Here is a 26,536-nt window from a genome sequence, read left to right on the forward strand (position 1 = left end):
GAAGACACTTGAGTATCAGACCTGAAGAAATCAGTACGCTGATTAAAAGTCAAATTGAACAATATAAATCTGACATCGAAGTGGCCGAAGTCGGCACCGTTATTCAAGTAAGCGACGGTATCGCCCGTATTCACGGGATCGACAATGTTATGGCCGGTGAGCTCGTCGAGTTCGCCAACGGTGTTGTAGGCCTTGCACTGAACTTGGAAGAAAGCAACGTAGGTGTCGTTATCCTCGGACCTTACACGGAAATCAAAGAAGGCGACCAAGTGAAACGTACCGGACGCATCATGCAGGTTCCGGTTGGGGAAGCTCTGCTCGGACGCGTTGTCAACCCGCTTGGTCAGCCAGTGGACGGCAAAGGACCGATCGAAGCTTCTGCTTATCGTCCGGTTGAGAGCAGTGCGCCAGGCGTTATCGACCGTAAATCGGTTCATGAGCCAATGCAAACCGGTATCAAAGCGATTGACGCTCTCGTGCCAATCGGCCGCGGACAGCGCGAGCTGATCATCGGTGACCGTCAAACGGGTAAAACCCAAATCGCGATCGATACGATCATTAACCAAAAAGGCAATGGCGTGAAATGTATCTATGTCGCCATCGGCCAAAAGCAATCGACAGTTGCGCACGTCGTGGAAAACCTTCGCCGTCACGGCGCTCTGGACTACACGATCGTCGTTACCGCATCGGCTTCCGAGCCTTCTCCGCTCTTGTACATCGCTCCTTATGCGGGCTGTGCAATGGGTGAGTACTTCATGTACAAAGGCGAGCATGCCTTGATCATCTATGATGACTTGACGAAGCAGGCAGCGGCATACCGCGAATTGTCCCTGCTCCTCAGACGTCCTCCGGGCCGCGAAGCTTATCCTGGTGACGTATTCTATCTGCATTCCCGTTTGCTGGAACGCGCGGCGAAGCTGTCCGATGAACTCGGCGGTGGTTCATTAACCGCTCTGCCTTTCATTGAAACACAGGCGTCCGACGTATCCGCATATATCCCAACCAACGTTATTTCGATCACGGACGGACAGATCTTCCTTGAGTCCGAACTGTTCTATGCTGGACAGCGTCCGGCGATCAACGTAGGTATTTCCGTATCCCGGGTAGGTAGCTCCGCGCAGCTCAAGGCGATGAAGAAAGTCGCCGGCGGTTTGAAGCTGGATTTGGCCCAGTACCGCGAGCTTCAAGCGTTCTCCCAATTCGGTTCCGACCTTGACAAATCCACGCTGGCCCGTTTGAACCGTGGTGCGAGACTGATGGAAATCCTCAAGCAGGGGGTTAACCAGCCGCTCAGCGTTGAGCAGCAGGTAGCCAGCTTGTACACGGCAGTCAGAGGACACCTGGATGACATTCCTGTCGGCGACATCCGTCGTTTCGAGAGCGAATTCCTGGCGTTCCTTGAAAGCAACCATCCTGAGATCATGGCGTCCATCCGCGATACCAAAGATCTGGTTGCCGACAACGAAACGGCTCTGAAAGCGGCTATTGATAAATTTAAAAGAGGCTTTGCTGTGATGGCGTAAGCCTGGACGTGAACCGGGCCGCAAGGCTCGGGTTCATCTTTTTAGATATGCGCATCGAAGTCTGCTTTGACGGTGTCAAAGCTCAGTAAATGCTTTCGAAGTAACTTTAGCTCTGCTAAAGTTTTGAGGTGGTGAAAACATGGCAAGAGGATTACGCGAAATTAAACGTCAGATCAAAAGTATTCAAGGCACGAAGCAGATCACGAAGGCGATGGAAATGGTCGCTGCCTCCAAGCTGAGAAGAGCCCAGGAGATGGCGCAGCATTCCCGTCCTTACTCCGAGAAGCTGAAGGAAGTGGTCTCCAGCATCGCGTCCGGTACCAAAGGCATCAAGCATCCGATGTTTGAGAAACGTCCCGTGAAGAAAACCGGATACCTGGTCATCACCTCCGACCGCGGTCTTGCGGGCGGTTCGAACGCCAACGTGTTGAAGCTTGTCTCGACGATGATTAAGGAACGCCATAAGTCCAACGACGAATACGAATTGTTCGTGATTGGACGGAAAGGCCGCGACTACATGCGCCGCAGAGAGCTTCCGATTGTGAAAGAGGTTACGGACTTGTCCGACACGCCATCGTTTGCCGACATCAAGTCGATCGCTTCCGCAGCGGTCCGCGAGTTTGAGGAAGGCAAAATCGATGAGCTGTACGTCATCTACAACCGCTTTGTGAACGCGTTGACGCAAATTCCGGAAGCCAATCTGCTCCTGCCGATGGACAGCATGGAATCCGCAGCTTCTCCGGTGGCCAGCTACGAATACGAGCCGTCTCCGGAAGCCGTTCTGGAAGCTCTGCTTCCAAAATATGCCGAAACCTTGATCTTCAGCGCACTGCTGGACGCCAAAGCCAGTGAGTTGGGTGCCAAGATGACGGCGATGGGCGCGGCGACGAAGAATGCGACCAAGCTGATCAACGAATTGACGCTGTCTTACAACCGTGCGCGTCAGGCGGCGATCACGCAGGAAATTACGGAAATCGTATCTGGTGCGAACGCTCAGGTTTAAGATTTTTAGACGGTGTCTTATTCTTGAATATCAGTTTTCATAACCCGGGGGTGCTTGTCCGCCTATGGAGAAGCCCCGCCTGGTTTTCAGCAGCAAATTCATCCTTAATCGGTCTGTCGGCTTCGGTTACCTGCGATAGACATGATCTATATTTCATAATAGAACCTTGCACGGAGCATGCCGTTAAGCCGCATGGCTTACGATTTAGGTTTGCGAATACAGCAGACTTGTAGGAGGGAACAAAAAAGATGAACAAAGGACGCGTTGTCAGCATTATGGGTGCGGTTGTCGACATCGAATTCGAAAGAGGTCAACTACCGGAAATCTACAATGCAATTAAAGTTGAGGGCACAGTCGCTGGCGGACGCCAGATTGACTTGACTCTGGAAGCTTCAAACCATCTGGGCGATAACATGGTGCGCTGCATTGCCATGTCCTCCACTGATGGACTCGTTCGTGGTATGGAAGCAGTGGATTTGGGCGGCCCAATCACTGTTCCGGTAGGATCCGCTACCCTTGGACGCGTATTTAACGTACTGGGTAAGCCGATCGACGAAGCAGGCGAGGTGACTTCCGAGGTTTCCAGCCCGATTCACCGTGAAGCACCAAAATACGACGAACTGTCGACCCAAGCAGAAATGCTGGAGACAGGGATCAAGGTTATCGACCTTCTCGCTCCTTACCAAAAGGGTGGTAAAATCGGTCTCTTCGGTGGTGCCGGCGTAGGTAAAACCGTTGCGATCCAGGAATTGATCAACAACATCGCTCAGGAACACGGCGGTATTTCCGTATTCGCGGGTGTAGGTGAACGTACCCGTGAAGGTAACGACCTGTACCACGAGATGAGCGATTCCGGCGTTATCAGCAAGACGGCGATGGTATTCGGACAGATGAACGAACCGCCGGGCGCCCGTCTTCGCGTGGCACTGACAGGTCTGACGATGGCGGAATACTTCCGTGATCAAGAAGGCAAAGACGTGCTGCTGTTTATCGACAACATTTTCCGCTTTACCCAAGCCGGTTCCGAAGTATCCGCCCTCCTCGGACGGATGCCTTCCGCGGTAGGTTACCAGCCAACGCTGGCAACCGAGATGGGTCAGCTTCAAGAGCGGATCACTTCCACGAAAAAAGGTTCCGTTACGTCGATCCAGGCGATCTACGTGCCTGCGGATGACTATACGGACCCGGCTCCAGCTACAACGTTCGCCCACTTGGACGCAACGACCAACCTGGAGCGTAAAATTTCCGAGATGGGTATCTATCCGGCGGTGGATCCGCTGGCATCGAGCTCCCGGATCCTGACGCCTGAAATCGTGGGCGAAGAGCATTACAACGTCGCTCAAGGCGTTAAGCGTCTCCTGGCCCGTTACAACGAGCTTCAGGATATCATCGCCATCCTCGGTATGGATGAGCTTAGCGAGGACGACAAGCTGATCGTAGGCCGTGCCCGCCGCGTACAGCGTTTCTTGTCCCAGCCATTCCACGTGGCAGAAGCGTTTAACGGCATGCCGGGTATTTATGTACCGGTTAAAGAAACGATCCGCAGTTTCAAGGAAATTCTCGAAGGCAAGCACGACGACCTTCCTGAAGCAGCCTTCCTCTTCGTTGGAACGATTGAACAAGCCGTAGAAAAAGCGAAGACGTTGGAATAGTGTCCTGCCGGGAGCTAACCGCTTCCGAAGTGAGCATTCAGGGAGGGATGTAAGTGAGCACCTTTTTATTGGAAATCGTCACACCGGACCACGTGGCTTATTCCGGAGAGGTGGACAGCCTGGTTGTACGCGGTGTGGAGGGTGAGCTCGGCATTTTGCCGAACCACATTCCGTTGGTCACCCCGCTGCGGGTTGCTCCGATTGCCGTGACGAGCGGCAAGAAAACCACCGAGATCGCGGTTAACGGCGGCTTTGTTGAAGTACGTAAAGACAAGGTTGTCGTTCTGGCTGAGAGCGCAGAGCTTCCTGAAGAGATCGATGTTGAACGCGCACGTGCCGCCAAAGAGCGTGCCGAGCGCCGTTTGGCAGCGGGCAAGCAGGATGAGATCGATTTCCGCCGTGCGGAAATGGCCCTGCAAAAAGCGATTAACCGGATCAATGTGGCCGGTCATAAATAATAGTACAGAGAGCCTGTCTCGTTAAAGAGACAGGCTTTTTTATTGAAACGGGAAAAACCGAAGGTATAGTTCCTATGAAACCAGGGGATTCTTCTGTCATACAATCCCCATATTCCATATAGAATATTGGTGCTGACTAGTCCAAATGACCTATTTATTTCCGAGGAAATTAGACAGAAAGCGCTTTACGATAAATTATTCAAAAATAAAGGAATTGGAACTGGATTCTTGAGGTCAAGGCAAGTATTATATAATAGTCCCTTGATGAGCTTGGTTGCTGGAAGGGACACCCAGCGTTCATCGTTATTCTTTTTTTAAATCAAGTGATGATGGAGGTAAGGGCATGGATTCGGACGTATCACAGAACATATCAAGCACCATCGGAGTCAGCGGTCTGATGTCCATTGTGGTGTCTTTGTTCTGCATCGGTTTGTCGTGGTGGGCGCTCCAGAACTTGAAGCTGGACCTGTTTATCAGGCATCCGAAGGGAGCTCAAGGAAAGCTGCTGCAGCTGCTGCTCGCGGTGGTACTGGGGCATTTCGTCGCTAAGTTTCTGCTCGATTATATCGGCTGGAGCAACATGATCCGGTATATGTTTTAACCGGTCAACGTTTGGTTATATCACTGATAGGCTGCTTGTAGGACTTCAGCAACTGAACATGGTTGAAAGATGTCGAATAATAACATTTTTTTATGTCAACAATGAAAAAGAACAGTTTAGGTAAGGCTGGCGGTTCCACTTGCCGATGGTGGCAGGAAAGCCTTACACGTTTAAAAAAGATGTGGACCTGGAGCCGAAAAAGTCTGATTTCGTAACTCATCCCGCTTAGCGTGCCCTGATGCCGGCCGGCTTGAAGCGATAGTTCCTCCGGAGCATATTCGCCAAAAAACGCTTGTATCCGTCAAAAGGTCAGTGTTATGATGGAAGTTAGGGAATTAGCAATGTAATTTCTTGAATATCCAGAAATAAAGGAAAAATTGGACGCGGAGGGAATCATGATGAGCAAATTTATCGTCCGCGGTGGCAATAAACTGACCGGAAGCGTGAAAGTCAGCGGGGCAAAAAATTCTGTTCTTCCGATCATCGCTGCCTCTCTTCTTGGGGAAGAAGGAGAAAGCATCATTATCGATGCGCCTCCTCTTGACGATGTAATTACAATCAGTAAAGTATTGGAATCCATAGGTGCAGTCATTACATACGAAAACGATGTAATGAGGGTCAATGCCCAAACGATTTCCTCATGTGAGGCACCTTATGAGTGGGTGCGGAAGATGCGGGCGTCTTTTCTGGTCATGGGTCCTCTGCTTACGAGAATGGGCCATACGCGGATTTCACTGCCGGGCGGGTGTGCCATCGGTACAAGACCTATCGATCAGCATCTGAAGGGCTTTGAAGCGCTGGGTGCCGAAATCAGCCTGGGACAAGGATACATTGAAGCGAAAAGTAATGGCAGACTGCGCGGAGCCAAGATCTATCTGGACGTGGCCAGCGTAGGCGCTACTGAAAATATTATGATGGCCGCCACGCTGGCTGAAGGCGTGACGGTGATCGAAAATGCGGCGAAAGAGCCGGAAATTGTCGATTTGGCGAACTACCTGAACGGCATGGGCGCGAAAGTGCGCGGTGCCGGTACGGGTATCATCCGGATCGAAGGCGTGGAGAAGCTGCACGGTACCGAGCATACGGTCATTCCGGACCGGATCGAAGCAGGCACCTACATGGTGGCGGCCGCGATTACCGGCGGAGACGTGTACGTTGAAGGCGCGATTCCGGATCATTTGGGTCCGGTGATTGCCAAGCTTGAGGAGATGGGCGTTGAGATCGAACCAGGCGAAAACGGCGTGCGCGTAAAGGCGAACCATCCGCTCAAAGCGGTTGATATCAAGACGCTGCCGTATCCGGGCTTCCCGACCGACATGCAGTCGCAAATGATGGCGCTGCTGCTAAAGTCGGAGGGCACGAGTGTCGTGACCGAAACGGTGTTTGAGAACCGCTTTATGCATGTGGACCAGTTCCAGCTGATGAATGCGGAGATCAAGGTTGAGGGCCGTACGGCCATCGTAACCGGCGGTGCCAAGCTGACAGGCGCCAAGGTATGCGCTACCGACCTTCGGGCCGGAGCAGCCTTGATTCTGGCGGGCCTCGTGTCGGAAGGAACGACAGAGGTCAGCGGTACGCATCATATCGACCGGGGCTATGTTCACCTGGCTGAGAAGCTGCAAGGCCTTGGAGCCGATATTTGGCGGATTTCCGTCGATGAGCCGACCTTGACTCAGCCGGTAGCGGCTAAGAAAGAGGCGGACAGCAAAGAAGAGGAAGTCAAGCTGGTGAATGTGCAGCCGACTTGGGTGTAAGTCCTTATTTGATCTTGTGATAGGCGGAACATTTTACTGGAAACGATTCATTGTACTGTAAACAAACAAACGGCCGGAGCCACGCGGCCATCCACCATAAGCAGCTGAGAAAAGACCAGGCCCGTTGCGGCCTGGTCTTTTCTGTCGTCGACTGGTCTACGATCCACCATCTCCTTCGTTTTCATCTCCCCAATCAAAGTCTTTCTTATTATAAAGAGAGCTTTCCGAGTGAATGAACGATCCTGCCGATGTCACTGGGCCGTTTCGGCTCTGGGCCAGTTCATACTTCTTCATATACGATGCAGGGCATCGGGTTCTGACTCAGCCTATTTGTTCTCTTAAGGAATGGAAGGTTCCTTCTGATTGGAAGGCACAATCTCTGTTTCTCTTAAAAAGGGTTCTATCACTCTCAAGCCTCTCATATGTATGAATATCGGATGTGAACGGTGAAGACGGGAGCGGACGATAGCGCCGCGTCCCATCGATATCTGCCCGCCGCGCAGCCGGTATCCGGAAGGTCTAGTAACAAAGACGAAGCATGGACGGAGGTTTGAGAGAATATGAAGGATCCACGCACACAATTAAAAATTCCCGTCGCTCCCAGAAGCGAAGCGCTCACGCCGGATGATCCGAGAAGCACGGCCCCCCAGCCGGGCAGGCCGCAGCTGACGCTGCTGCCCGGCCAGGCTGCGCAGCCGCCAGAGGCTGCAGCGCCGGCGAGGCCGGAGCGCCAAGGCACGCTCCGGCCCGAAGCCCCGGGCGCGCCTGGCGGCGCCCGGCACACCCCAGGGCGGCGCCCATGGACGCCGCCGCCAAGCCGCGGCCCGGCCAAAGGGCCGCGGCGCCCGGGTAGCGCCCGCAAGGTGCCCCCAGCCGCCCTGTGGGGGGCGGGCGGGGTGCTCGCACTGGCGCTGCTGCTGCCCACGCTGGTGGTGGTGTCGACGCACCACCACCCTGCGCCGGTGCCCGCGCCCATTCCGGCGCCGGCACCGGCCAAGCCCGCTGCGCCGCAAACGGAGGCGCAGCTGCCGAACGTGTCCGTCTATCTGACGAAGACGGGACAAGTGGAAGTGCTGCCGATGGAAGACTACGTCACCGGCGTGCTGGCGGCCGAGATGCCGGCGGACTTTGAGCTTGAGGCCCTCAAAGCGCAGGCGATCGCGGCCCGCACCTTTATCGTCCGCCGTCTCGTGGACGGCGACATGAGCGGCGTGCCGGACCGCAAGGCTATGGTGACCGATACGGTCAGCCACCAGGCGTATATCTCCAAGGAAGTATTGGAGAAGGAATGGAAGGCGCAGGGGAAATCCGCGGAGCTGGCCAAGCTGCAGCGGGCGGTGCAGGAAACTCGCAATACGATCATGACCTATAAAGGCAAGCCGATTACGGCATCCTTTTTCTCTACCAGCAACGGGTATACCGAAAATTCAGAAGATTATTGGAAGGAAGACATTCCGTACCTCCGCAGCGTAGCAAGCCCATGGGACAAAGAGCTGTCGCCGGGGTACAAGGAAACGGTCACGATCAGCCGGAAAGATTTTATCACCAAGCTCGGTTTGGCCGGACAGGCTATCACGGTATCGACGGGTCAGCCTTTCATTCAAGTCTTGTCTACGACGGAGGGGCACCGGATTAAAGAGATTTCCATCGGGGGTCATGTGTTCAGCGGCCGGGAAGTGAGAGAGAAGCTGAACCTGCGGTCCAGCGAGTTTACTTGGAAGACCTCGGGGGCGGACATCCAGATCACCACGTACGGATACGGGCATGGCGTCGGGATGAGCCAGTGGGGCGCGGACGGGATGGCCAAGGAAGGGTCGACCGCCACGCAAATTCTCAAACACTACTATACGGGCATCGACTTTACGCAAGCCTCAAAACTTCTCTCTAAAGATTGAAAAAATAATATAAAGAGATACGTATAAAAGATTCCGCCCCGGTAACAATGTTACTGAGGTGATAAACATATGAATGAACAAAACAAAAGTAGTCAAAACCACGGCGAAGCTCCTAAAAAAGTGCAAGGAGAGCCTGTAAATCAGCCTTCTTCGTGGAAAAAGCTGTTGTCCAAACGGTGGGTATACCCGGCAGCTTACGTGGCCGCAGCAGCAATTATACTAACCTTAGTGTGGGTCTACCAGGATACCAGCCAGAAGAACCTTACCCAAGACCCCGCTAAAGTAACGGAGCAATCTACTACCGCTTCGGATGCTGCAGCAAGCAAGGACACTGCCACAGACGCCAAGGACAATGCCGTTGAAGTAACCGCCAATGCCGAAGGTATGGTTTGGCCGGTGGCGAATGCCAAAGACGTAAAAGTCGTGAAGCCGTTCTATGATGAAAATGGTACCGAAGAAAATCATCAAGCCGCGATGGTTCAGTACGATGACACGTTCACGCCGAACGTCGGTGTCGACCTGGCCCGCGCAGATGACCAAGCGTTTGACGTCAAAGCCGCTCTCGGCGGAAAAGTCACTCGCGTCGATTTGAACCCGCCGCTGACGGGAACCGTGATCGAGATTACCCATGACAACAATCTCAAGACGGTTTACCAAAGCCTCTCGGACGCCAAAGTTAAACTGGGCGACACCGTGAAGCAGGGCGATACGATCGGCACCGCCGGACGCAGCGAAATCGAGAAGGAACTGGGCAACCACGTACACTTCGAAGTGTACGACAAGGGAACACCGGTCAATCCGGAAACCGTTCTTCCGAAGCAATAACCGAAAGCGTGAAGAAAAAATAAGCCTAAAGGCAGGGACAATCCCTGCCTTTTTGTGTGCAAACCCTTGTGAATGGCGGGAAAGGGCTCTTGGCAGCCCCCTCGATTTGCGGGGTTATTTTGCGCTGCCCGTAAAATAAATGGGCCTTGCGGAGCTTGTCAGGCTTGGAAAGCGCGAATATATAGGCACGCCCCTCATATAATGTACCAAACTATCCACAGTAGGGAGGCGGGAGCGTGCACGATTACATCAAAGAACGGACCATTAAAATTGGTCGTTGTATCGTGGAAACGAGACACACGGTCCGAACCATTGCCAAGGAATTTGGCGTATCGAAGAGCACAGTGCATAAGGATTTGACCGAACGTTTGCCGGAAATCAATCCCGATCTGGCTGATCAGGTTAAGCACATTCTTGAATACCACAAATCGATCCGTCATCTCCGGGGAGGCGAAGCGACCAAGATTAAGTATAAAAAGACCAGCGGGAAAAAACGGGAAGCCGTCGCTTCCGCCAAAGCCTGACCATCTGGGCTTCCGGGCCCGGTTCATATGATCTTGCGGCAGGGCACACCTGTGCCCATTGTATCCCTCCCCTGAAGTATGATATGTTAAAAGATGGTATAAGGTCGACAAATGTGATCCCTTTTTCCCAAAAATACATAACTTCCTGCCACATCCTGTCGAAATGGGACTTCGATAAGCGGTAACAGGGACTCTTTTACCATAAAATAATACTTTGGGGGCTCTTTTCATGATGTTTAGCAAGGATATTGGAATTGATCTTGGCACAGCCAACGTGCTGATTCATGTCAAAGGGAGGGGGGTTGTACTCAACGAGCCTTCCGTCGTGACGATCGAAAGCGACACCAAAAGAGTCCTTGCCGTCGGGGAAGAAGCCCGGAGAATGGTTGGCCGCACGCCTGGGAATATTGTGGCGATTCGTCCGCTGCGCGACGGGGTCATTGCCGATTTTGCGATTACGGAAGCGATGCTGAAGTACTTCATCAGCAGTGTGGGAGGACGCAGCTGGAGCAGCCGGCCGCGGATTCTGATCTGCGCGCCTACGAATATTACCTCTGTTGAACAGAAGGCCATCCGGGAAGCCGCCGAGCGAAGCGGAGCCAAGGATGTGTTCCTGGAAGAAGAACCGAAAGCCGCAGCCATTGGCGCGGGTATGGATATTTATCAGCCAAGCGGCAATATGGTCGTCGATATCGGCGGCGGAACGACGGATGTAGCCGTCCTGTCTATGGGCGACGTCGTTACCGCCTCTTCTATTAAAATGGCGGGGGACAAGTTCGACGAAGCCATCGTGAAATATATTAAAAATAAGTACAAGCTCCTCATCGGTGAACGCACCTCGGAGGATATCAAGATCAAGGTAGGCACCGTCCGTCCGGGCGGACGCCAGGATGAGATCGATATCCGCGGGCGCGATATGGTCAGCGGGCTGCCGCTTACCGTGACGGTCTCTTCGAACGAAGTTCAGGAAGCGCTGTGGGAACCGGTCTCGATGATCGTGGCCGCTGCCAAGTCGGTGCTGGAACGGACGCCTCCCGAGCTGTCCGCCGACATTATCGACCGCGGCGTCATTCTCACCGGCGGTGGCGCTTTGCTTGACGGATTGGACGAGCTGCTCGCCGAAGAGCTGCACGTGCCGGTATTAATCGCAGAAGACCCGATGCACTGTGTCGTGAAAGGCACGGGACTCATGCTCGATCACTTGGACAAGGTGTCCAAGAAAGCATTCTAATAACTTGTGGCCGGCCCCTGAGCCGGCTGCGGCAAAACCCTAAAAAAACCCGGGCCTATGTCCGATATATGTACTATGGATCGCGGGCTCTGAGGAGCTCGTTCATATAGATCAGCGATGTATTCTATATAAGTTGAACTAAAGAATAGGATGCAGGCAAGGGAGTAAAAGGATTCCGAAGAAGCAAAGCGGTCGTATTTGGCTTTCGGATTTCTACCTTAAGTGGGCTCTATACCATCAAGAAATCCGAAAACAAGAGCGATCGTAGGAACATTTTACGCACTTGCCCCTTCATCCATTTCAATGGTTTAGCTTATATATATGAAGATAAAATTTTTATTACCCAATGAACAAGCACATGAAACAGGGAGGGACCCCATCTCAATGCTGAGAGGACTTTACACCGCCGCTGCCGGCATGATGACGCAGCAGAGCCGCCATGACACCGACGTCCAAAATATTGCCAACATCAACACCCCTGGGTACAAGCAGGTCAACAGCGTTGCCCGTTCGTTCCCCGAGGTGCTGATTTCGATGATCGGCGGGGGAGCGGAGAACCCGAACCCGCAGCTCGGCAAGCTGAACACGGGCGTTTTTGCGGAAGAGAGCTTGTCCATGTACCAGCAGGGCGTCATCACAGAGAGCGAGAAGCCGACCGACTTTGCGCTGGTGTCTGATATTGAAGTCACCGATCCGGCAACGGGCCAGAACATTCCGTTCGACCAATCCGGCAAGTATGTTGACCCGGACGGCAATGTGACCTACAAGCCGGAGGCGTACTTTACAGTCCGTAATGCGGATGGGGAAATCGGGTATACGAAAGACGGCAGCTTCCAGGTGACACCAGACGGTTTGCTGCTGACTTCGGCCGGGTACCAGGTATTGGATGCCAATAATCAGCCCATTCGGTTGACAGGCTCGGTGGACAGCCTTAAAGTGAACGAGCAGGGGTTTATTTTGAATCCCGCAACGGGTGCGCCCGGAACACGGCTCGGCATTGCCGTCGTGGGGCAGCCCGGCCAGATGGTGCGTACGGGTGACGGATTGTTCAAGGTGGATGATACCGCAGCTGCCGGTGTCCGCGCGTTGGGTAACGCCGACCGCGTAGAAGTGCGGCAGCATTATTTGGAGCAGTCCAACGTGGATTCCTCTGCGGCGGTCGTAGACATGAACACGGCGCTTCGGGCCTATGAGGCCAATCAGAAGGTCGTGCAATTTTATGATAAAAGTTTGGACAAGGCTGTCAACGAGGTCGGCAAGGTATAGGATGCTACGGACTAGGGAGGGTGGACGTAAATGAATAACTCCATGATCAGCGCGATGGTATCCATGAATGCGCTGCAGCGGAAGCTGGACGTTATCGCGGATAACATCGCCAACATCGATACGGACGGATACAAGCGGAAGGAGAGTTCCTTCGAGGACGTGCTGACGACGGTCACGCAGCAGCCGGACGGCTTCAAGCAGAACGGACGGGTTTCCCCGCTTGGATACAATAACGGTTTTGGCATGCGGATGACGGAAATCACCCGTGACATGCAGCAGGGACCGCTGAATCAGACGGGGAATCCGCTGGATCTCGCCATTGAAGGCACGGGCCTGTTTGCAGTTGAAGCGAACGGACGCACGGCCTACACCCGGGAAGGCGCCTTCCATTTTGTGCCCGATCCCGATCCTGCCAAGCCGGATAACATGGTGCTGGTGAACAATCAGGGATACTTCGTTCTGGACACGAACGGCAGACAAATCTCCGTCGCCAACAATGCCAAGGTGGCCGTCGATCAGGACGGACAGGTCATTGTTAAGAATGCAGCGGGGACAAGTGCCGTGGCTACCATTCAGCTGGCATCGCCGGTCCGCCCGGATGCGCTGGTGCAGATGGACGGCAACCTGTTTGTTATTCCCGGCAACCTGACGAAAGCTCAGGTGTTCGGCAATGCCCCTTATACCCCAGCCGCCTCCGGGACAACCATCCGTTCGGGATATCTGGAACAGTCGAATGTCGATTATGCGCAAGAAATAACGGATATGATGCAGGCGCAGCGCGCTTATCAGCTATCCGCCCGGGCACTGACATCCAGCGACACGATGATGAATCTGGCGAACAATATCCGTGGATAGGAGTTCTGCAATGAGTGAGAAAACCCAAGCAGCTGGCAAAGCGAAACCGGCCGTGCGGAAGACGGCAAGATGGAGAATCGTCATCCGCTGGATGATTCCGCTGTTTTTGCTGCTCGCTCTGGTTGGCGGGATGACCTTCGGTTATGTCTTTATCGGCAAACAGAGCCTGTCCGACGTGTTTCAATGGAAGACTTGGCAGCATGTGATCGATTTGGTATTTGCGCCCTGACGGGGCGTCTAACCGCTGACTTTTGACAGAAAACTCCTTCCATTCGGGAGTTTTCTTTTTTTGCTCGGAAAATGTATAATGATGGGGGACTTGCGAAGCCCGTACAAAAGGGCCTCCCCCGTGCCGTTCATCAGGATCGGCATACCGGAGAAAGGCCCCTTATCTGAACCTTCACTTCTGCAGAGGGTGAAGGATAGTTTAGTTTTTTCCGAAATCTATGGATTTTATGCAGTATAACCCTTGAAAGTTGCGGTGATTCGCCTATTTTGAAAGGAGTTTGAGAGACGTGCTTAACGTGAAAGAAATTCAGGAGATCATCCCGCACCGGCCTCCGTTTTTGCTGGTGGACCGCATCATCGAGATGGAAGTCGGCAAGCGTGCGGTCGGGATCAAGAACGTAACCATTAATGAGCCTTTCTTCATCGGCCACTTTCCGGAATATCCGGTTATGCCAGGCGTACTGATCACCGAGGCGCTGGCGCAGGTTGGGGCAGCTGCTATTTTGAAGGAAGAGAGCAACCGGGGCAAAATCGGCTTTCTGGCCGGTCTCGACAACTTCCGCTTCCGTGGACAAGTGGTACCTGGCGATACGCTTCGCCTTGAAGTGGAAATTACCCGCCTGAAGGGAAGCATCGGGAAGGGACACGCCGTAGCCAAGGTCGACGATAAAGTCGTCGCGGAAGGCGACATCATGTTCGCCCTGTCCGACCCCGCACAATCTTAATTACCCATCATTCTTATTATGGAAAGGAGAAGCAGTAATGACACAAGAGCTCAGCACGCAAGCAAGTGAAAATGTCAAGCAATGGCTTCAAGATCCTTCTATAGATGAAGAAACGAAACGGGAGCTCGAAGGGCTGTCCGATCAGCCGCTGGAGCTGGAAGACCGTTTTTACAAAGATTTGGAGTTTGGCACAGGCGGCCTCCGCGGCGTGATCGGTGCAGGAAGCAACCGCATCAACCGGTACACCGTCGGCAAGGCGACGCAAGGATTTGCACGCTACATACTGGAGCAGCACGGTTCGGCCGAAGGCACGCCTTCGGTTGTGATCGCCCACGATTCCCGCCACTTCTCGCCGGAGTTTGCGCTGGAGGCCGCTCTGGTGCTTGCAGGCAACGGTATCACAGCCAAGCTGTTCCCATCCCTGCGCCCGACGCCGCAGCTGTCGTTCAGCGTGCGCCATTTGGGAGCGACCGGCGGCATCGTCATTACGGCGAGCCATAACCCGCCGGAGTATAACGGGTACAAGGTGTACAACGCCGAGGGCGGACAGCTCGTGCCGGACGAAGCGGAGAAGGTCATCTCTTACATCCAGCAGGTCGATTCCTTCGCTGCGGTGAAGCGGCTGGATCAGCAGGAAGCGGAAGCGAAGGGGCTGCTTGTGTGGCTCGGCCAAGAGGATGACGATGCGTTTATCCGCACCGTAGCCGATGTCAGCGTAAACCGCGAGGCGATTGCTTCGACGCTCGGCAAAGATTTTAAAATCGTCTACACGCCGCTCCATGGAACAGGAAATATTCCGGTCCGCCGCGTGCTGGAGGAAGTCGGCTTTACGAACGTGCATATCGTAGCGGAGCAGGAGCAGCCGGACGCCGAATTTTCCACCGTGAAATCTCCGAACCCGGAAGAACGCGAAGCGTTCACGCTGGCCATGAAGGTAGGGCAGGAGATCGGTGCTGATTTGCTGATCGGAACCGACCCGGATGCCGACCGCATGGGTGCGGTAGTGAAGAACCAGGCAGGGGAATTCGTTGTTTTGTCCGGCAACCAGTCCGGAGCACTCATGATTTATTATTTGCTCAGCCAATTAAAAGAAGCCGGCAAGCTGCCAAGCAACGGGGCGGTTATCAAAACGATCGTGACCAGCGAGATGGGTGCGACGATCGCCGAGCATTTTGGGGCGGAAGTATTCAACACGCTGACTGGCTTTAAATACATTGGGGAGAAAATGACCCAGTTCGAGAAGACCGGCTCCCATACGTATCTGTTCGGATACGAGGAGAGCTACGGATACCTCGCCGGCAACTATGCCCGCGATAAAGACGCCGTATTGGCCTCGCTGCTCATTTGTGAAGCGGGTGCCTACTACAAGGCTCAAGGCAAGACGCTGTACGAAGTGCTGCAGGAGCTGTATGAGCAGTTCGGCTACTTCCAGGAGAAACTGGAGTCCCGCACGTTGAAAGGCAAAGACGGCCTGGCCCAAATCCAGGCGAAAATGTCCGATTGGCGCAGCAACCCGCCGCAGACGGTGGCGGGACAAGCCGTCACGCAGGTGCTGGATTATTCGAAAGGGCTGGACGGTCTGCCGAAGGAAAACGTGCTGAAATATATGCTGGAAGACGGTTCATGGTTCTGCCTTCGTCCATCGGGGACAGAGCCGAAGATCAAGGTATACTTTGCCGTCAGAGGCGATTCTCTGGATGATGCGAATGCGCGTATTCAGAAATTGTCGGATGAAGTGATGGCAAGGGTAGACGCCTGACATTTAAGAAATGGATATTCCGGGAGGCCGCGTGTTCGAAGAAGAACGCTGCGGATTCCCGGAGTTATTATGAGGAGGTACTTTTGGTGCATCAGAAATGGCAGCGTTGGAACACGGCATCCCGCAAATGGCTCTGGATTCTCGTCGTGCTGGGCATAATCGCCGCGATTCCGGTGATTTATGACCGCTACCGGACGGAGTCATCTTCCAATAACGTAGAGTTGGTGTATAACTATCGCGGACTGGTGGAGACGGCTTCGTATCAAGCCCATCCGGAGGAATACCTTCAGCAGCAGTTGGATCAGCTGAAGGCGGCGGGCGTGACGAGCATGGCGATGTTCGAGAGTACGCTGGACGATTTTAAAAAATCCCGCCGCATCATGATGTTTAATGCGGGAGACGTCGCCTCGATGACGAAGAGCGTCATCCCGACCAACGATAACTATACCTATATTCTGTTTACGAACGAAGAGAATGCGGGACGCTTGTCTCCCCTGATCGAAGACACCTTTACGGGGATCGGCATCGGCGTCAAGCCATGGGAATTCAACGGGCAGAAGGGCCTGATTCTGGAAACTTCCCCGGAGGATGCCGTGCTCAAGCCAATGCAGCCAGATCCGATTGCATTCGAAATGCTGCGCAGCAAAGGATTCAACATCGTACCGCGGATGTCCGACAGCCTTCCTTATAATCAGGAAGCGATGGACAAGCTGCTGGCCTACTATCAGGCGAACGGCGTCAAACGCGTATTGTTTGAGGGCGATTCCGTTAAAGGCTTCAATGACAATGAGGACATGAACAGCTTGCAGGGCTTTGCCAACCTGCTGAACCAATACGGGATCGGCATTGCGGCCATCGAGAACCTGAAGCAGCCGCAGAAGGGGCTGTCCAAGCTGGCCTACGATACGGATTACAACGTAGCCCGTCTGTACTCCCTGAGCGACCGTGATGCTGCGGCGCTGAGTCCGGAGACGATTGCCGACCGGTTTGCGCTGGCGACGAAGGACCGGAACATCCGGATGCTGTATATCAATGTCGCTCCTTCCCGCAACGTAACCAAGGCCACAATTACCGATTCTGTGGAAAATATCGTGAAAACCTTGCAAGAGCCGGGAAATGCCATCAAGCAGATGGAGAACAACGGCTTCAAAATGGGCCAAGCGGGAGCATTCCATATTTATGATTCGGCCGGACAGCGTTATTTTAAAATGGTTGTCGTGCTCGGCGGGGTTGCCTTCGTTGCGCTCCTCGTTTCTTACTTCATCCCGGCACTGACCCTGATCGCGTTTGTGCTTGGGTTAATCGGCAGTGCAGGACTGTATGTCCTCAAGCCGACGCTGTTTGAGCAGGCGCTGGCTCTGCTCGTGGCGATCAGCGCACCGACGATTGCCGTGCTGCTGGCAGTGAGAAAGCTGAACGAAATGAACGCGGCCAACGCCGGGCTTACATCTGGACGCCGGTTGGCTCATGCGGTTGTGACTTATATCAAGACGGCGATTATTTCGATGAGTGCGATTCCTTTTGTCATCGCGCTGCTGAACAACATTACGTACAGCCTGGTGCTGAATCAGTTCCGCGGCGTCAGCCTGCTGCATTTGGCCCCAATCGGTCTCATCGCGATTTATGTCGTGCTGTACCGCGGCGGCAAACCGCTGCAGCAAATCGGTAAATTATTCCGCACCCCGATTACGCTGACCTGGGTAGTGGCAGCAGGGGTCATTGGTGTGTTAGGCTTATATTATCTGAGCCGCACCGGCAACGGGGGAAGCGTCAGCTCGATTGAAATGACGTTACGCACAGTTCTGGAAAACACGTTCCACGTTCGTCCCCGGAACAAGGAGCTCGTTGCACACGCGCTGTTCTTGCTGGGCATCTTCGTGTCGCTTAGATACCGCAACGTCGTTTATTTGATGATCTTTACGGTCATCGGCCAGCTGTCGATGGTGGATACGTTCGCGCATATCCACTCGCCGATGAAAATTTCGTTCGTTCGTGACCTGCTCGGTCTGGGTCTCGGATTTATCTTTGGCCTGATCGCCATTGGCGTATGGCAAGTACTGGAAGGGTGTTGGAAACGATGGGTACCACCTCTCAGAAGACCGTAGTCATCTCCGGATACTACGGGTTCCGGAACAGCGGGGATGAGGCAGTGCTCCAATCGATCTTAACCGCTCTGGAGGAGCGGGGGAAGGCTGCCGGCGTTCCGATTCGGCCGGTGGTTCTCTCCATCGATCCCGAGTGGACCAAGGCCACCTACGGCGTGGACGCGGTACACCGGATGAGGCTGGGCGAAGTGAGGCAGGCGCTGAAGGAAAGCTCAGGCCTGATCAGCGGCGGCGGCAGCCTGCTGCAGGATGCCACCAGCTCCAAGACGATCCCTTATTATCTCGGAGTGATCAAGCTGGCCCAGTGGCTGAAGAAGCCGGTCTTTATCTACTCTCAGGGGATTGGGCCCGTCAACCGGAAGTTGTTTCACCCGTTCATCAAAAGCGTATTTAACAAATGTGAATATATATCGGTTCGGGATCAAGAATCGGCACGCCTGCTGGAGCGCATGGGGCTGGGCTGGAACCGGGTTCAGGTCGTGCCAGACCCGGTGATGGGCCTGACGACCGGCGGCAAGAAGCCGGAATCGCTGCAGCAGGACGCCGAACGTCCTCTGCCGGTAATCGGCATCTCGGTCCGCTATTGGGATCCGGAGCGCCGGGAGCTGCAGGCGATGGCCGACGGGCTGAGCAAGCTGTGCCAGGAGCAGGCCGTGCATCTGCGCTTCCTGCCTTTCCATTTGCCGGACGATGTAAAAGCATCGCAGGAAATCATCGACCGGATGGGCGATGTATCCGCGAACGGCAGCGTCGTGTCGGTGTGCCGCGATGTGGTACATCCGCAGCAGATGCTGGCCGAGGTTGGCCGCTGTGACGTCGTCATCGGGATGAGGCTGCACAGCCTCATCTATGCCGCGAATCAGCTGGTGCCGATGATTGGCGTGTCCTATGATCCGAAGATCGATAACTTTTTGAAGCGGCTGGATCTGGAGCCTGTAGGGACAAGCGCTTCGCTGGCCCCTGAGGCGCTAAAGAGCGAAGTGGCCCGCCTGCTGAGCGAGAACAGCCTCTGGCAGGAGGCGAACCGCGAGCGCATCGCGGTGCTGAAGGAAGAGGCGCAGGCTCCGGCGCAGCATATTATTGATTTTTTGCAGCAGCAATAAAGGATAAGGTGATTATAGCGTGAACCAACCAAGCCAAGTGCCCACGGTGCCGATTTTCGGCATACCGGTGAGCCGATGGGGCATGACCGATACCGTTCAATATTTAACCGGACTCATCCAGTCGGGTGAGCGCCGGCCGCATCAGATCATTACCGCCAATCCCATTATGGTGATGACGGCCCTTCAGGACCCTGCTTACATGGACGTCATGAGCAGAGCCGATCTGCTCGTCCCGGACGGGACGGGAGTGGTATGGGCGGCGGATAAGGCCGGATCGCCCGTGAAGGAACGCGTTGCAGGTTTTGACCTCCTACATGAATTGATGAAGGTCGGAGAAGACTATCACTGGAAAGTGTATTTGCTCGGCTCGACGTCCGAAGTGATTCAGGCGACGGCGGAGCGGTTACATTTGCAGTATCCGGGAGTTCAAATCTCGGGCTTTCGTGATGGCTACTTTTCCCAAGAGCAGGACGCCGATGTGATCGCGGCAATCCGCGAAGCGGAGCCGGACATTCTGTTCGTGGCACGCGCCGTGGATACGCAGGAGCCGTGGATCGCGCGGTATAAAGAGCAGCTTGGCGTACCGGTCATGATGGGCGTCGGCGGAAGCTTCGACGTCATTTCCGGCAAGTCCAAGCGGGCTCCCAAGTTGTTCCAGCAGCTGCGGGCGGAATGGTTATACCGCCTGTTAAAGGAACCGACGCGAGCCAAAAGAATGCTTGCGCTGCCGAAATTCGTAGTGAAAGTGCTGCGGGATAAAGAAAACCTGACAAAACCCAGATAAAAAGATGAAATCGTCTTGAATAACCCGATATTTTGCGAAAAAACGGGATTGGTTTTATTTTTCGATCAGAGTATAATTCAATCCGGTAGAACAATTGGGGGTTGAACAATCACATGTTAATGCTAGCCATCATCGGATGTATCGTGTCGCTCATCCTGGCACTGGTCTTGACGCCGCTTGTCAAGAAGCTGGCGGTGAAGATCGGAGCCGTGGACGTACCGAATGCCCGAAAAGTGCATACGCGAATTATGCCCCGGCTTGGCGGTTTAGCCATATATCTTGCTTTTATACTAGCCATGTTCGCAGTGCTTCCGTTTGTCGCCGATCATTTCTCGATGCGGGATTCCAACTTTATTAAGGCATTCCTGCTGGGCGGAACGCTGATCGTGCTGATCGGTGCGCTCGACGACCGCTTCGAACTGTCGGCCAAGGTGAAGCTGCTCGGACAGATCATCGCTGCGTGCGTGGTCGTGTTCGGATTCGATATCAAAGTGGACTTTGTAAATATTCCTTTTGCTGATAACTATTCTTCGCTGGAAAACTGGATTTCCATTCCGCTGACCATCATTTGGATTATCGGCGTAACGAACGCCATTAACCTCATCGACGGTCTCGACGGCCTGGCAGCCGGCGTATCCGGCATCGCGATCGGCACCATCCTTGTGATGTCCCTGCTGATGGGCAACATGATGGTCGCCATGCTGTGTCTCTTGCTTCTCGGCGCCATCGTCGGATTCTTGTACTTCAATTTCCACCCGGCCAAGATTTTCATGGGGGACACGGGATCGCTGTTCCTGGGCTTCTGTCTGGCGATGCTCTCCCTGCTTGGGTTCAAGCAGATTGCGATCATCTCGTTTATCACCCCGCTGATCATCATCGGCGTGCCGCTGTCGGATACGTTCTTCGCGATCATCCGCCGCTGGGTGCAGAAGAAACCGATCTTCGCACCGGACAAGGGCCATCTGCATCACTGCCTTCGCGAAATCGGCTTCAGCCACCGCCAGTCGGTGCTGATCGTGTACGGTATCGCCGCGTTCTTCGGTGTCCTGGCGGTCATCCAGTCCTCGGCGGCGATGTATGAAGCGAACTGGGTCACGTTCGTCGTGATTTGCGTCATGATGTTCTTCCTGCAAATCGGCGCAGAGATCATCGGCCTCGTCGGCAAGACGAAGCGGCCGATCCTGAATCTGATCGCAAGGCTGCGGATGAAGGTTAGTGAGAACCGTCATAATTAGGGTAAGATAAGAAGCGTTATGCAATTATATATATTGTTAAGTGGAACGTCGCACCTGGGGGTACGGCGTTTTTTATTACTTATGGTGCAGTCATAAGTCTTCCTGCCTATCCAAAATCAGGATGAACAGCCTATCGACAATAATTTGAAAAATAAATAAAGTTTGTTTAGTCAAATGCTAACTAGCTGGGTAATAAACATGAGTGTAAGTAATTTAAAAGGGGAGAAGGGTACATATGAAAAAATTGATTATTGGTCTTACGGTTGGAATGCTCATCGGGTCTTCTACAGTAGCTATGGCTGCCACTTCGAGCACAGTGAAAGCTACGCTTGTGAAGTATAAAATTATCGCGAATGGAATACCGAAACAGGTGGCATCCAACCAATTGTCCTATAATGGGAACACTTATGTTCAACTGCGCGACGCTGGATCTATCTTTGGTTATAACACAACGTATGAAGCGGCAAGCAAAACGATCAAATTTATTCCAAAAGACGGAACCGAGGGCTGGATTACGCTTGGGGATTATGCTGGCGGAGCAAATTTCAAAGTTGAAGTGGATCAGAATAAACCATATGTTTACAACCTGGTTCGCGGCAAAGACGAAATTATTTCCTCCTTTAACACGCAGGATCTCAAAGAACGCGAGGAAAGAGGCTCATCCACGACTACTAACGGAACTGTCATTTATTTCACTAAAATAAACGGTTCCCTTGTTCTGAGCAAAGAAAGCTTGAAAAAAGCTGGATTAATGTAGAGATTACTTATACTTGTGTAATTTTAAGGATTCCAAGCCTGGAAGCACTGAGGTGCACCGGGTTTGGGATTTTTTTATTTTCTCTTTATTTCGATTACAACAACACGATGCTTAACATAGGGGGGGACTTTTTTCTAGTTTCACCTAAAAAATAGGAAGAAAGTATCCGATAGAAAGAGTAAGAGAACTAATTGGAATTTCCAGTCATGATTACCGGAAATCTCACAAAAGCTAGGCGAAAAGGAGAGATCAAACATTTATGCACCGCATTAAGAAGACGTATGTCTGGATCATGCTCGTAGCATTGATCGTTTCATTGTTTCCAGCAGGGTTAACTCAGCCTGCGCATGCAGCGGATTCGCAGCCGGCCACCTATTTTATACCGGATGACCTAGATCTGCGGAAAACATCGTTATTAACGACTGAAGTCTCCGATGACCAAATTAGCAGGGGTAATGTGTATGTGTCCAGCAGTCCCACCCTTACCATAACCGGTACATACGCATATGTTACCGAGGATTCACTCAAAGCAAAGGTGGAGCAGCTAAGCTCCAAAACTTTGCAGGGTGGCGGAATTGAATGGGTGACGGATTCGTCCCATTTTAAAGACGGGAATATTACGAAAGATTCTTCGTCTTCTGCCCAAAAATTTAAGGCGACAAACTTATCTCTGTTCCCTGGATTCAACAAGATTACCTTGTCGGGTTCGCAAAACGGAATTACACGGTCTGACGTGTTCTACGTTTTGTTTGACCAAGTACCTTATGTCCAAAACCTGAAGCTGCTAGGATCCAGCCTCGGGGAAATTTATCTTAATGAAGGGACACAGGTTGTCTCGGACAAGCAGTCCGTAACCCTTCAAGGTGATGTAAAGAATGCAACGGATGTTACCGTAGCCGTAAATAGTGATACGCCGCTGGTATCAACTTTAACGCAAACGGGTAAGTTCTTTTCCCCGGCGTTGAAACTGAAAACGGGTCTTAACACGCTGACGATTGCGATCAAGAATGGCTCGGACTCAGTCTCCGTTACACGTGAGGTTTATTACTACGACAAGAAGAGTCCGTTTGTTACTTTGGACATGAACTATAACGGTAAGGACTACAACCTGCTGAATAACACACCAACCGTTACTGATAACGGCCAAAACGGGTCTCCTGCGGGCACTCTAACCGCAAGGGTTCTTCTTGATGATACGGGTAAATCCTTTAAAGATGCCGGTACGGTCCTCATTGACAACCAAAAAATAACTGATTACTCGGTTTTAGAGGAAGCAGCTATTCCGGGACCAGACGGAGTTACTCCAGCTTATCGTCTTGTTACGTTTAAAGTAAACTCCCTGGCGTTCGCTGCCGGTGTCCAAGCGCAAAAAATCAAGCTTGGCGTTTCCTATGACAACAAGATCGATGCCACTACGGACTTGATCTTCAAATATTTGCCGGGCGAAGTTGGTATTTTGAACATGAAATACCTGAAGGGCTATAAGGAAGGTAATAAATTAGCCGATACGAGTGTGTTGCCGCTGGATGGAACGGAACTCGAGGCGGATACTTTTTATGTACTTGTTCAAGCTGATCAGAAAATAAAAGGAGTTACTCCTGAGCCAGTATTAAATGCAGAGTATCTTCCTGTTGGAACTCTAAATATAAGTAAGGTAAGTCAGGGATCACAACCGTCTGATCTTGCTGATAACGAAGCTGTATACAAAGTAACAGGATTCTCAAACGGCAAACAGCAGGTGAGATTCCATTTCAATGACTCCAGTGCTTATTATACGGTCAATATCGCTTATGCTACGAAGAACTATATTTATGTAGAGAATCTCTACGACGGTCAGACATTTGAAATTGACTCCAGTAAGGGAGAAGCAACGATTCGTCTGAAAGGTGAATACCGTGATTTTGAAAACATCTCGAATGCCGAACTGTTCGTCAACGGCCTGACGGGAACCGATTTGAAGCTTAATCCGTCTTTTAAAGTTGACAACACAACCAAAACCTTTGATTTAAATCTTAAGGTTGATGTGTCAGGTCCTCTTTATTATGGAGAGAACCGGATCGTTCTGACAGGTTCTTCAATGGACGGTAAGGGCAATACACGGGTCGTCCGAAAAGAACTGCGAATTTATATCGTAGATACGAACGTTTCGAATATTACGACATTCCAGCCTTCCATTGCCGATGATGCAAACCGTGAACCGTTTAGCCAATTGAACTTGGCGCAGACGACAAGCAATCCGAAGCTGGATAAGATTTTGGAACGTTCGCCGCTCTTCGAATATAAGGACAATATTTATGAAACAAGTCAGTTGAAGTACGACTTGGTGATTCAAGGTGGCGGAACGAAAATTATCAATCTAAACCTTGGATCGCAAAAGTTCTTCTCGTCTCAGGACCAAAAAATTGACCTATCCAAAGTGACAACGGGAACCACAGAGATTAAAACAGACAAGTTCCAATACAATGGCAAGGATTATGACTATGATCTGGCCATTGTTGATGGGAAGTTCCTGCTTCGAATCCGAAACATTCCGTTTGATGCACCAGGAAGTCATGTCTATAATCTGGAGCTGATTAACAGTACAGGAGCGCGTACCAGTCAACGCCTTGAAATCACACGCGTCGTGGCACCGTTCCGTATTTTGTCGCCAAAAGCAACGGTTGGAGACCAGATCGTGGTCAATAAGAACTTTGTGCGTTTCGATATCGAGGCAGAAGGAGCCACTCAAGTTCTGGTCGATAAAGGTGTAGCCACTAAGAGATCGGATATGAACGACCGTTTCTTCTATGATTATGTGGGACTGAAACCGGACAAATCCACGAAGATCAAAATTTCAATTGTAAGAGGCACGCAGACGCTCACCCAAACGGTGGATGTGTATTACACCAGCGCCGTGACCGTTGACTCCCAATACATGACGGAAAAACCGGCTACCAAGTACAGTGCATTCAATAAGGCCCTAGAGCTCTCCTTCCCGAAAGGAACCGTGCTGAAATCGGCGAACGTCGGCGTAGGGGAAGTGGCCAAGTTCTATCCTGACAATAAGTATTTGTTTGGCATTGCCGATCCGAAAGACGGGGTCCTGGAAAGAAAGAACGATTACGGAGACGTGATCGGCTTGAACAAAGACCAAAGAACGCCGAATGGACAGGAAACGATCAAGCTGCCGGTCGACCTGCTGGAGTTCTTCAACTCTACAGCCAAGACGTATAACTTTACACGAGTATCCAATGTATATTGGATTAGTGCCGGATTAGGGGAATCAGGATCCCCGGATACGCCGGGTTATAAGCCATCCACAAATGGATTGGCGCCATACTCTATTGAGGGTAACTTCAGAGATCTGTCGATCCTTGAGCCAGAGAGAAAAATCGTACCTTCCCAGCGGGGAACGTTGACCATTGCGTTTAACCCTGACGTGGTGGATGCGGCAGGAACAACCGTGACCGTATTCCGATTTACGGATAAAGCAGAATGGGAGAATGTCGGAGGAGCCGTGAACACCAAGGCTCACACCATTACCGTTCCTTTTGATGACTCGGGCTATTATGTCGTCATGAAGCAAAGCCGCGGATTCAGCGATATTACGAAGCATCCATGGGCGAGAGACATTCTGAATGCTCTTTATGCCAAAGGCATTATGTCCAATGTTCAAGCCGATGCCTTCGGTGCTGATGACCTGACGACTCGTGGTGAGTTTGCTACATTGCTGGTTAAGGGTCTCGATATTCCGTTGAATTATGATAATAATGTACAGACCTATTTCGATATTGTGCCTGGGGCTAAGACCGATACATGGGATTTCAAATACATCGAGACGGCTTCCAGAGCCGGTATTGTCACAGGTATTGGTGAGGGATACTTTGGTGTCGAAGAACCGATTACCCGCGAACAGGCAGCGGTCATGGTCGCACGTGCCCTGAAACTGAAGATGCCTGCGAACGACGCAAAGCTTAAAGCTTCGTTAGATAAGCAGTTCCAGGATTCCGGAAAAATTGATATATATGCGCGTCCTGGTATTTCAGCCGTCGTGAGCGCTAAAATCATGGCCGGCCAGCCGATTACGATTACGGGCCAGAAAAAACCTTCTTATAATTTCAACCCGCAAAGCAGCATGACGCGTGCGGAAGCCGGTAAGATTGCCGTTGAGTTGCTCAAGAAGAGCACCAGCATTTTCCCTAAAAATCTAAGCTAGTATGGATAAGCCTCTTCCCTTTATTTATGGGTAGAGGCTATCTTTTTCCAATTTCAAC

General features: G+C 52.3%; 21 protein-coding genes. All 21 read left to right on the plus strand.

Annotation, left to right across the window (positions count from 1 at the left end; genetic code table 11):
- Nucleotides 1-8: 8 nt before the first annotated feature.
- Entirely contained in the window at nucleotides 9-1,523 is a 1,515-nt protein-coding gene (gene atpA / locus GCU45_RS18880; protein WP_145162900.1) for a F0F1 ATP synthase subunit alpha, read from the plus strand.
- 139 nt (nucleotides 1,524-1,662) lie between these two features.
- Nucleotides 1,663-2,526 (plus strand): ATP synthase F1 subunit gamma, encoded by an 864-nt coding sequence (gene atpG, locus GCU45_RS18885; RefSeq protein WP_076174672.1) that lies wholly within the window; start codon nucleotides 1,663-1,665, stop codon nucleotides 2,524-2,526.
- A 248-nt stretch (nucleotides 2,527-2,774) separates the two neighbouring features.
- Nucleotides 2,775-4,178, plus strand: coding sequence for a F0F1 ATP synthase subunit beta (atpD, locus tag GCU45_RS18890; RefSeq protein ID WP_145028066.1), 1,404 nt, complete (start codon nucleotides 2,775-2,777; stop codon nucleotides 4,176-4,178).
- Nucleotides 4,179-4,231: 53 nt separating this feature from the next.
- Nucleotides 4,232-4,636, plus strand: a complete 405-nt coding sequence (locus GCU45_RS18895) for a F0F1 ATP synthase subunit epsilon (protein ID WP_152399965.1) — start codon at nucleotides 4,232-4,234, stop codon at nucleotides 4,634-4,636.
- Nucleotides 4,637-4,979: 343 nt separating this feature from the next.
- Nucleotides 4,980-5,237 (plus strand): DUF1146 family protein, encoded by a 258-nt coding sequence (locus tag GCU45_RS18900; RefSeq protein ID WP_076174666.1) that lies wholly within the window; start codon nucleotides 4,980-4,982, stop codon nucleotides 5,235-5,237.
- Between the two features lie 398 nt (nucleotides 5,238-5,635).
- A complete protein-coding gene (gene murA, locus GCU45_RS18905) occupies nucleotides 5,636-6,991 on the plus strand; it encodes a UDP-N-acetylglucosamine 1-carboxyvinyltransferase (RefSeq protein ID WP_145162902.1) in 1,356 nt (451 codons plus the stop codon).
- Between the two features lie 560 nt (nucleotides 6,992-7,551).
- Complete coding sequence (gene spoIID, locus GCU45_RS18910) at nucleotides 7,552-8,886, plus strand: stage II sporulation protein D (protein WP_152399966.1); 1,335 nt, start codon at nucleotides 7,552-7,554, stop codon at nucleotides 8,884-8,886.
- A 69-nt stretch (nucleotides 8,887-8,955) separates the two neighbouring features.
- Nucleotides 8,956-9,711, plus strand: a complete 756-nt coding sequence (locus GCU45_RS18915; RefSeq protein ID WP_076174658.1) for a M23 family metallopeptidase — start codon at nucleotides 8,956-8,958, stop codon at nucleotides 9,709-9,711.
- A gap of 236 nt (nucleotides 9,712-9,947) precedes the next feature.
- Nucleotides 9,948-10,235, plus strand: a complete 288-nt coding sequence (gene spoIIID / locus GCU45_RS18920) for a sporulation transcriptional regulator SpoIIID (RefSeq protein ID WP_089549722.1) — start codon at nucleotides 9,948-9,950, stop codon at nucleotides 10,233-10,235.
- 232 nt (nucleotides 10,236-10,467) lie between these two features.
- The gene (locus GCU45_RS18925; RefSeq protein ID WP_163882780.1) at nucleotides 10,468-11,466 is read left to right on the plus strand and encodes a rod shape-determining protein; all 999 of its coding nucleotides are present in this window, start codon (nucleotides 10,468-10,470) and stop codon (nucleotides 11,464-11,466) included.
- A gap of 384 nt (nucleotides 11,467-11,850) precedes the next feature.
- Nucleotides 11,851-12,732 carry a flagellar hook-basal body protein gene (locus tag GCU45_RS18930; RefSeq protein WP_152399967.1) on the plus strand — a complete coding sequence of 294 codons (882 nt, stop codon included), beginning with the start codon at nucleotides 11,851-11,853 and terminating at the stop codon, nucleotides 12,730-12,732.
- A gap of 30 nt (nucleotides 12,733-12,762) precedes the next feature.
- A complete protein-coding gene (locus GCU45_RS18935) occupies nucleotides 12,763-13,587 on the plus strand; it encodes a flagellar hook-basal body protein (RefSeq protein WP_152399968.1) in 825 nt (274 codons plus the stop codon).
- A 10-nt stretch (nucleotides 13,588-13,597) separates the two neighbouring features.
- Entirely contained in the window at nucleotides 13,598-13,816 is a 219-nt protein-coding gene (locus GCU45_RS18940; RefSeq protein WP_076174647.1) for a DNA-directed RNA polymerase subunit beta, read from the plus strand.
- A gap of 286 nt (nucleotides 13,817-14,102) precedes the next feature.
- On the plus strand, nucleotides 14,103-14,540 hold the full coding sequence (fabZ, locus tag GCU45_RS18945) for a 3-hydroxyacyl-ACP dehydratase FabZ (protein ID WP_076174644.1): 438 nt from the start codon (nucleotides 14,103-14,105) through the stop codon (nucleotides 14,538-14,540).
- A gap of 37 nt (nucleotides 14,541-14,577) precedes the next feature.
- Nucleotides 14,578-16,299 carry a phospho-sugar mutase gene (locus tag GCU45_RS18950; RefSeq protein ID WP_152399969.1) on the plus strand — a complete coding sequence of 574 codons (1,722 nt, stop codon included), beginning with the start codon at nucleotides 14,578-14,580 and terminating at the stop codon, nucleotides 16,297-16,299.
- Between the two features lie 86 nt (nucleotides 16,300-16,385).
- Nucleotides 16,386-18,404, plus strand: a complete 2,019-nt coding sequence (locus GCU45_RS18955) for a DUF5693 family protein (protein ID WP_152399970.1) — start codon at nucleotides 16,386-16,388, stop codon at nucleotides 18,402-18,404.
- A complete protein-coding gene (gene csaB, locus GCU45_RS18960; protein WP_152399971.1) occupies nucleotides 18,377-19,507 on the plus strand; it encodes a polysaccharide pyruvyl transferase CsaB in 1,131 nt (376 codons plus the stop codon). Before GCU45_RS18955 ends, csaB begins: the two co-directional genes overlap by 28 nt.
- Nucleotides 19,508-19,526: 19 nt before the next feature.
- Complete coding sequence (locus tag GCU45_RS18965; protein ID WP_244364157.1) at nucleotides 19,527-20,291, plus strand: WecB/TagA/CpsF family glycosyltransferase; 765 nt, start codon at nucleotides 19,527-19,529, stop codon at nucleotides 20,289-20,291.
- Nucleotides 20,292-20,404: 113 nt separating this feature from the next.
- A complete protein-coding gene (locus GCU45_RS18970) occupies nucleotides 20,405-21,526 on the plus strand; it encodes a glycosyltransferase family 4 protein (RefSeq protein ID WP_116233481.1) in 1,122 nt (373 codons plus the stop codon).
- 235 nt (nucleotides 21,527-21,761) lie between these two features.
- Nucleotides 21,762-22,283 (plus strand): stalk domain-containing protein, encoded by a 522-nt coding sequence (locus tag GCU45_RS18975; protein WP_105444848.1) that lies wholly within the window; start codon nucleotides 21,762-21,764, stop codon nucleotides 22,281-22,283.
- A 259-nt stretch (nucleotides 22,284-22,542) separates the two neighbouring features.
- Complete coding sequence (locus GCU45_RS18980; RefSeq protein ID WP_152399972.1) at nucleotides 22,543-26,478, plus strand: S-layer homology domain-containing protein; 3,936 nt, start codon at nucleotides 22,543-22,545, stop codon at nucleotides 26,476-26,478.
- The last annotated feature ends 58 nt before the right edge of the window (nucleotides 26,479-26,536 follow it).

Origin of the sequence: Paenibacillus cellulositrophicus, from assembly GCF_009363095.1 — a bacterium.
Lineage (GTDB): Bacteria > Bacillota > Bacilli > Paenibacillales > Paenibacillaceae > Paenibacillus_AQ > Paenibacillus_AQ favisporus.

Coding starts and splice junctions, on each gene's coding strand:
- atpG (WP_076174672.1), top strand. CDS start 1,663: ATGGCAAGAGGATTACGCGAAATTAAACGTCAGATCAAAAGTATTCAA.
- atpD (WP_145028066.1), top strand. CDS start 2,775: ATGAACAAAGGACGCGTTGTCAGCATTATGGGTGCGGTTGTCGACATC.
- GCU45_RS18900 (WP_076174666.1), top strand. CDS start 4,980: ATGGATTCGGACGTATCACAGAACATATCAAGCACCATCGGAGTCAGC.
- murA (WP_145162902.1), top strand. CDS start 5,636: ATGAGCAAATTTATCGTCCGCGGTGGCAATAAACTGACCGGAAGCGTG.
- spoIID (WP_152399966.1), top strand. CDS start 7,552: ATGAAGGATCCACGCACACAATTAAAAATTCCCGTCGCTCCCAGAAGC.
- GCU45_RS18915 (WP_076174658.1), top strand. CDS start 8,956: ATGAATGAACAAAACAAAAGTAGTCAAAACCACGGCGAAGCTCCTAAA.
- GCU45_RS18925 (WP_163882780.1), top strand. CDS start 10,468: ATGTTTAGCAAGGATATTGGAATTGATCTTGGCACAGCCAACGTGCTG.
- GCU45_RS18930 (WP_152399967.1), top strand. CDS start 11,851: ATGCTGAGAGGACTTTACACCGCCGCTGCCGGCATGATGACGCAGCAG.
- GCU45_RS18935 (WP_152399968.1), top strand. CDS start 12,763: ATGAATAACTCCATGATCAGCGCGATGGTATCCATGAATGCGCTGCAG.
- GCU45_RS18940 (WP_076174647.1), top strand. CDS start 13,598: ATGAGTGAGAAAACCCAAGCAGCTGGCAAAGCGAAACCGGCCGTGCGG.
- GCU45_RS18950 (WP_152399969.1), top strand. CDS start 14,578: ATGACACAAGAGCTCAGCACGCAAGCAAGTGAAAATGTCAAGCAATGG.
- csaB (WP_152399971.1), top strand. CDS start 18,377: ATGGGTACCACCTCTCAGAAGACCGTAGTCATCTCCGGATACTACGGG.
- GCU45_RS18970 (WP_116233481.1), top strand. CDS start 20,405: ATGTTAATGCTAGCCATCATCGGATGTATCGTGTCGCTCATCCTGGCA.
- GCU45_RS18975 (WP_105444848.1), top strand. CDS start 21,762: ATGAAAAAATTGATTATTGGTCTTACGGTTGGAATGCTCATCGGGTCT.
- GCU45_RS18980 (WP_152399972.1), top strand. CDS start 22,543: ATGCACCGCATTAAGAAGACGTATGTCTGGATCATGCTCGTAGCATTG.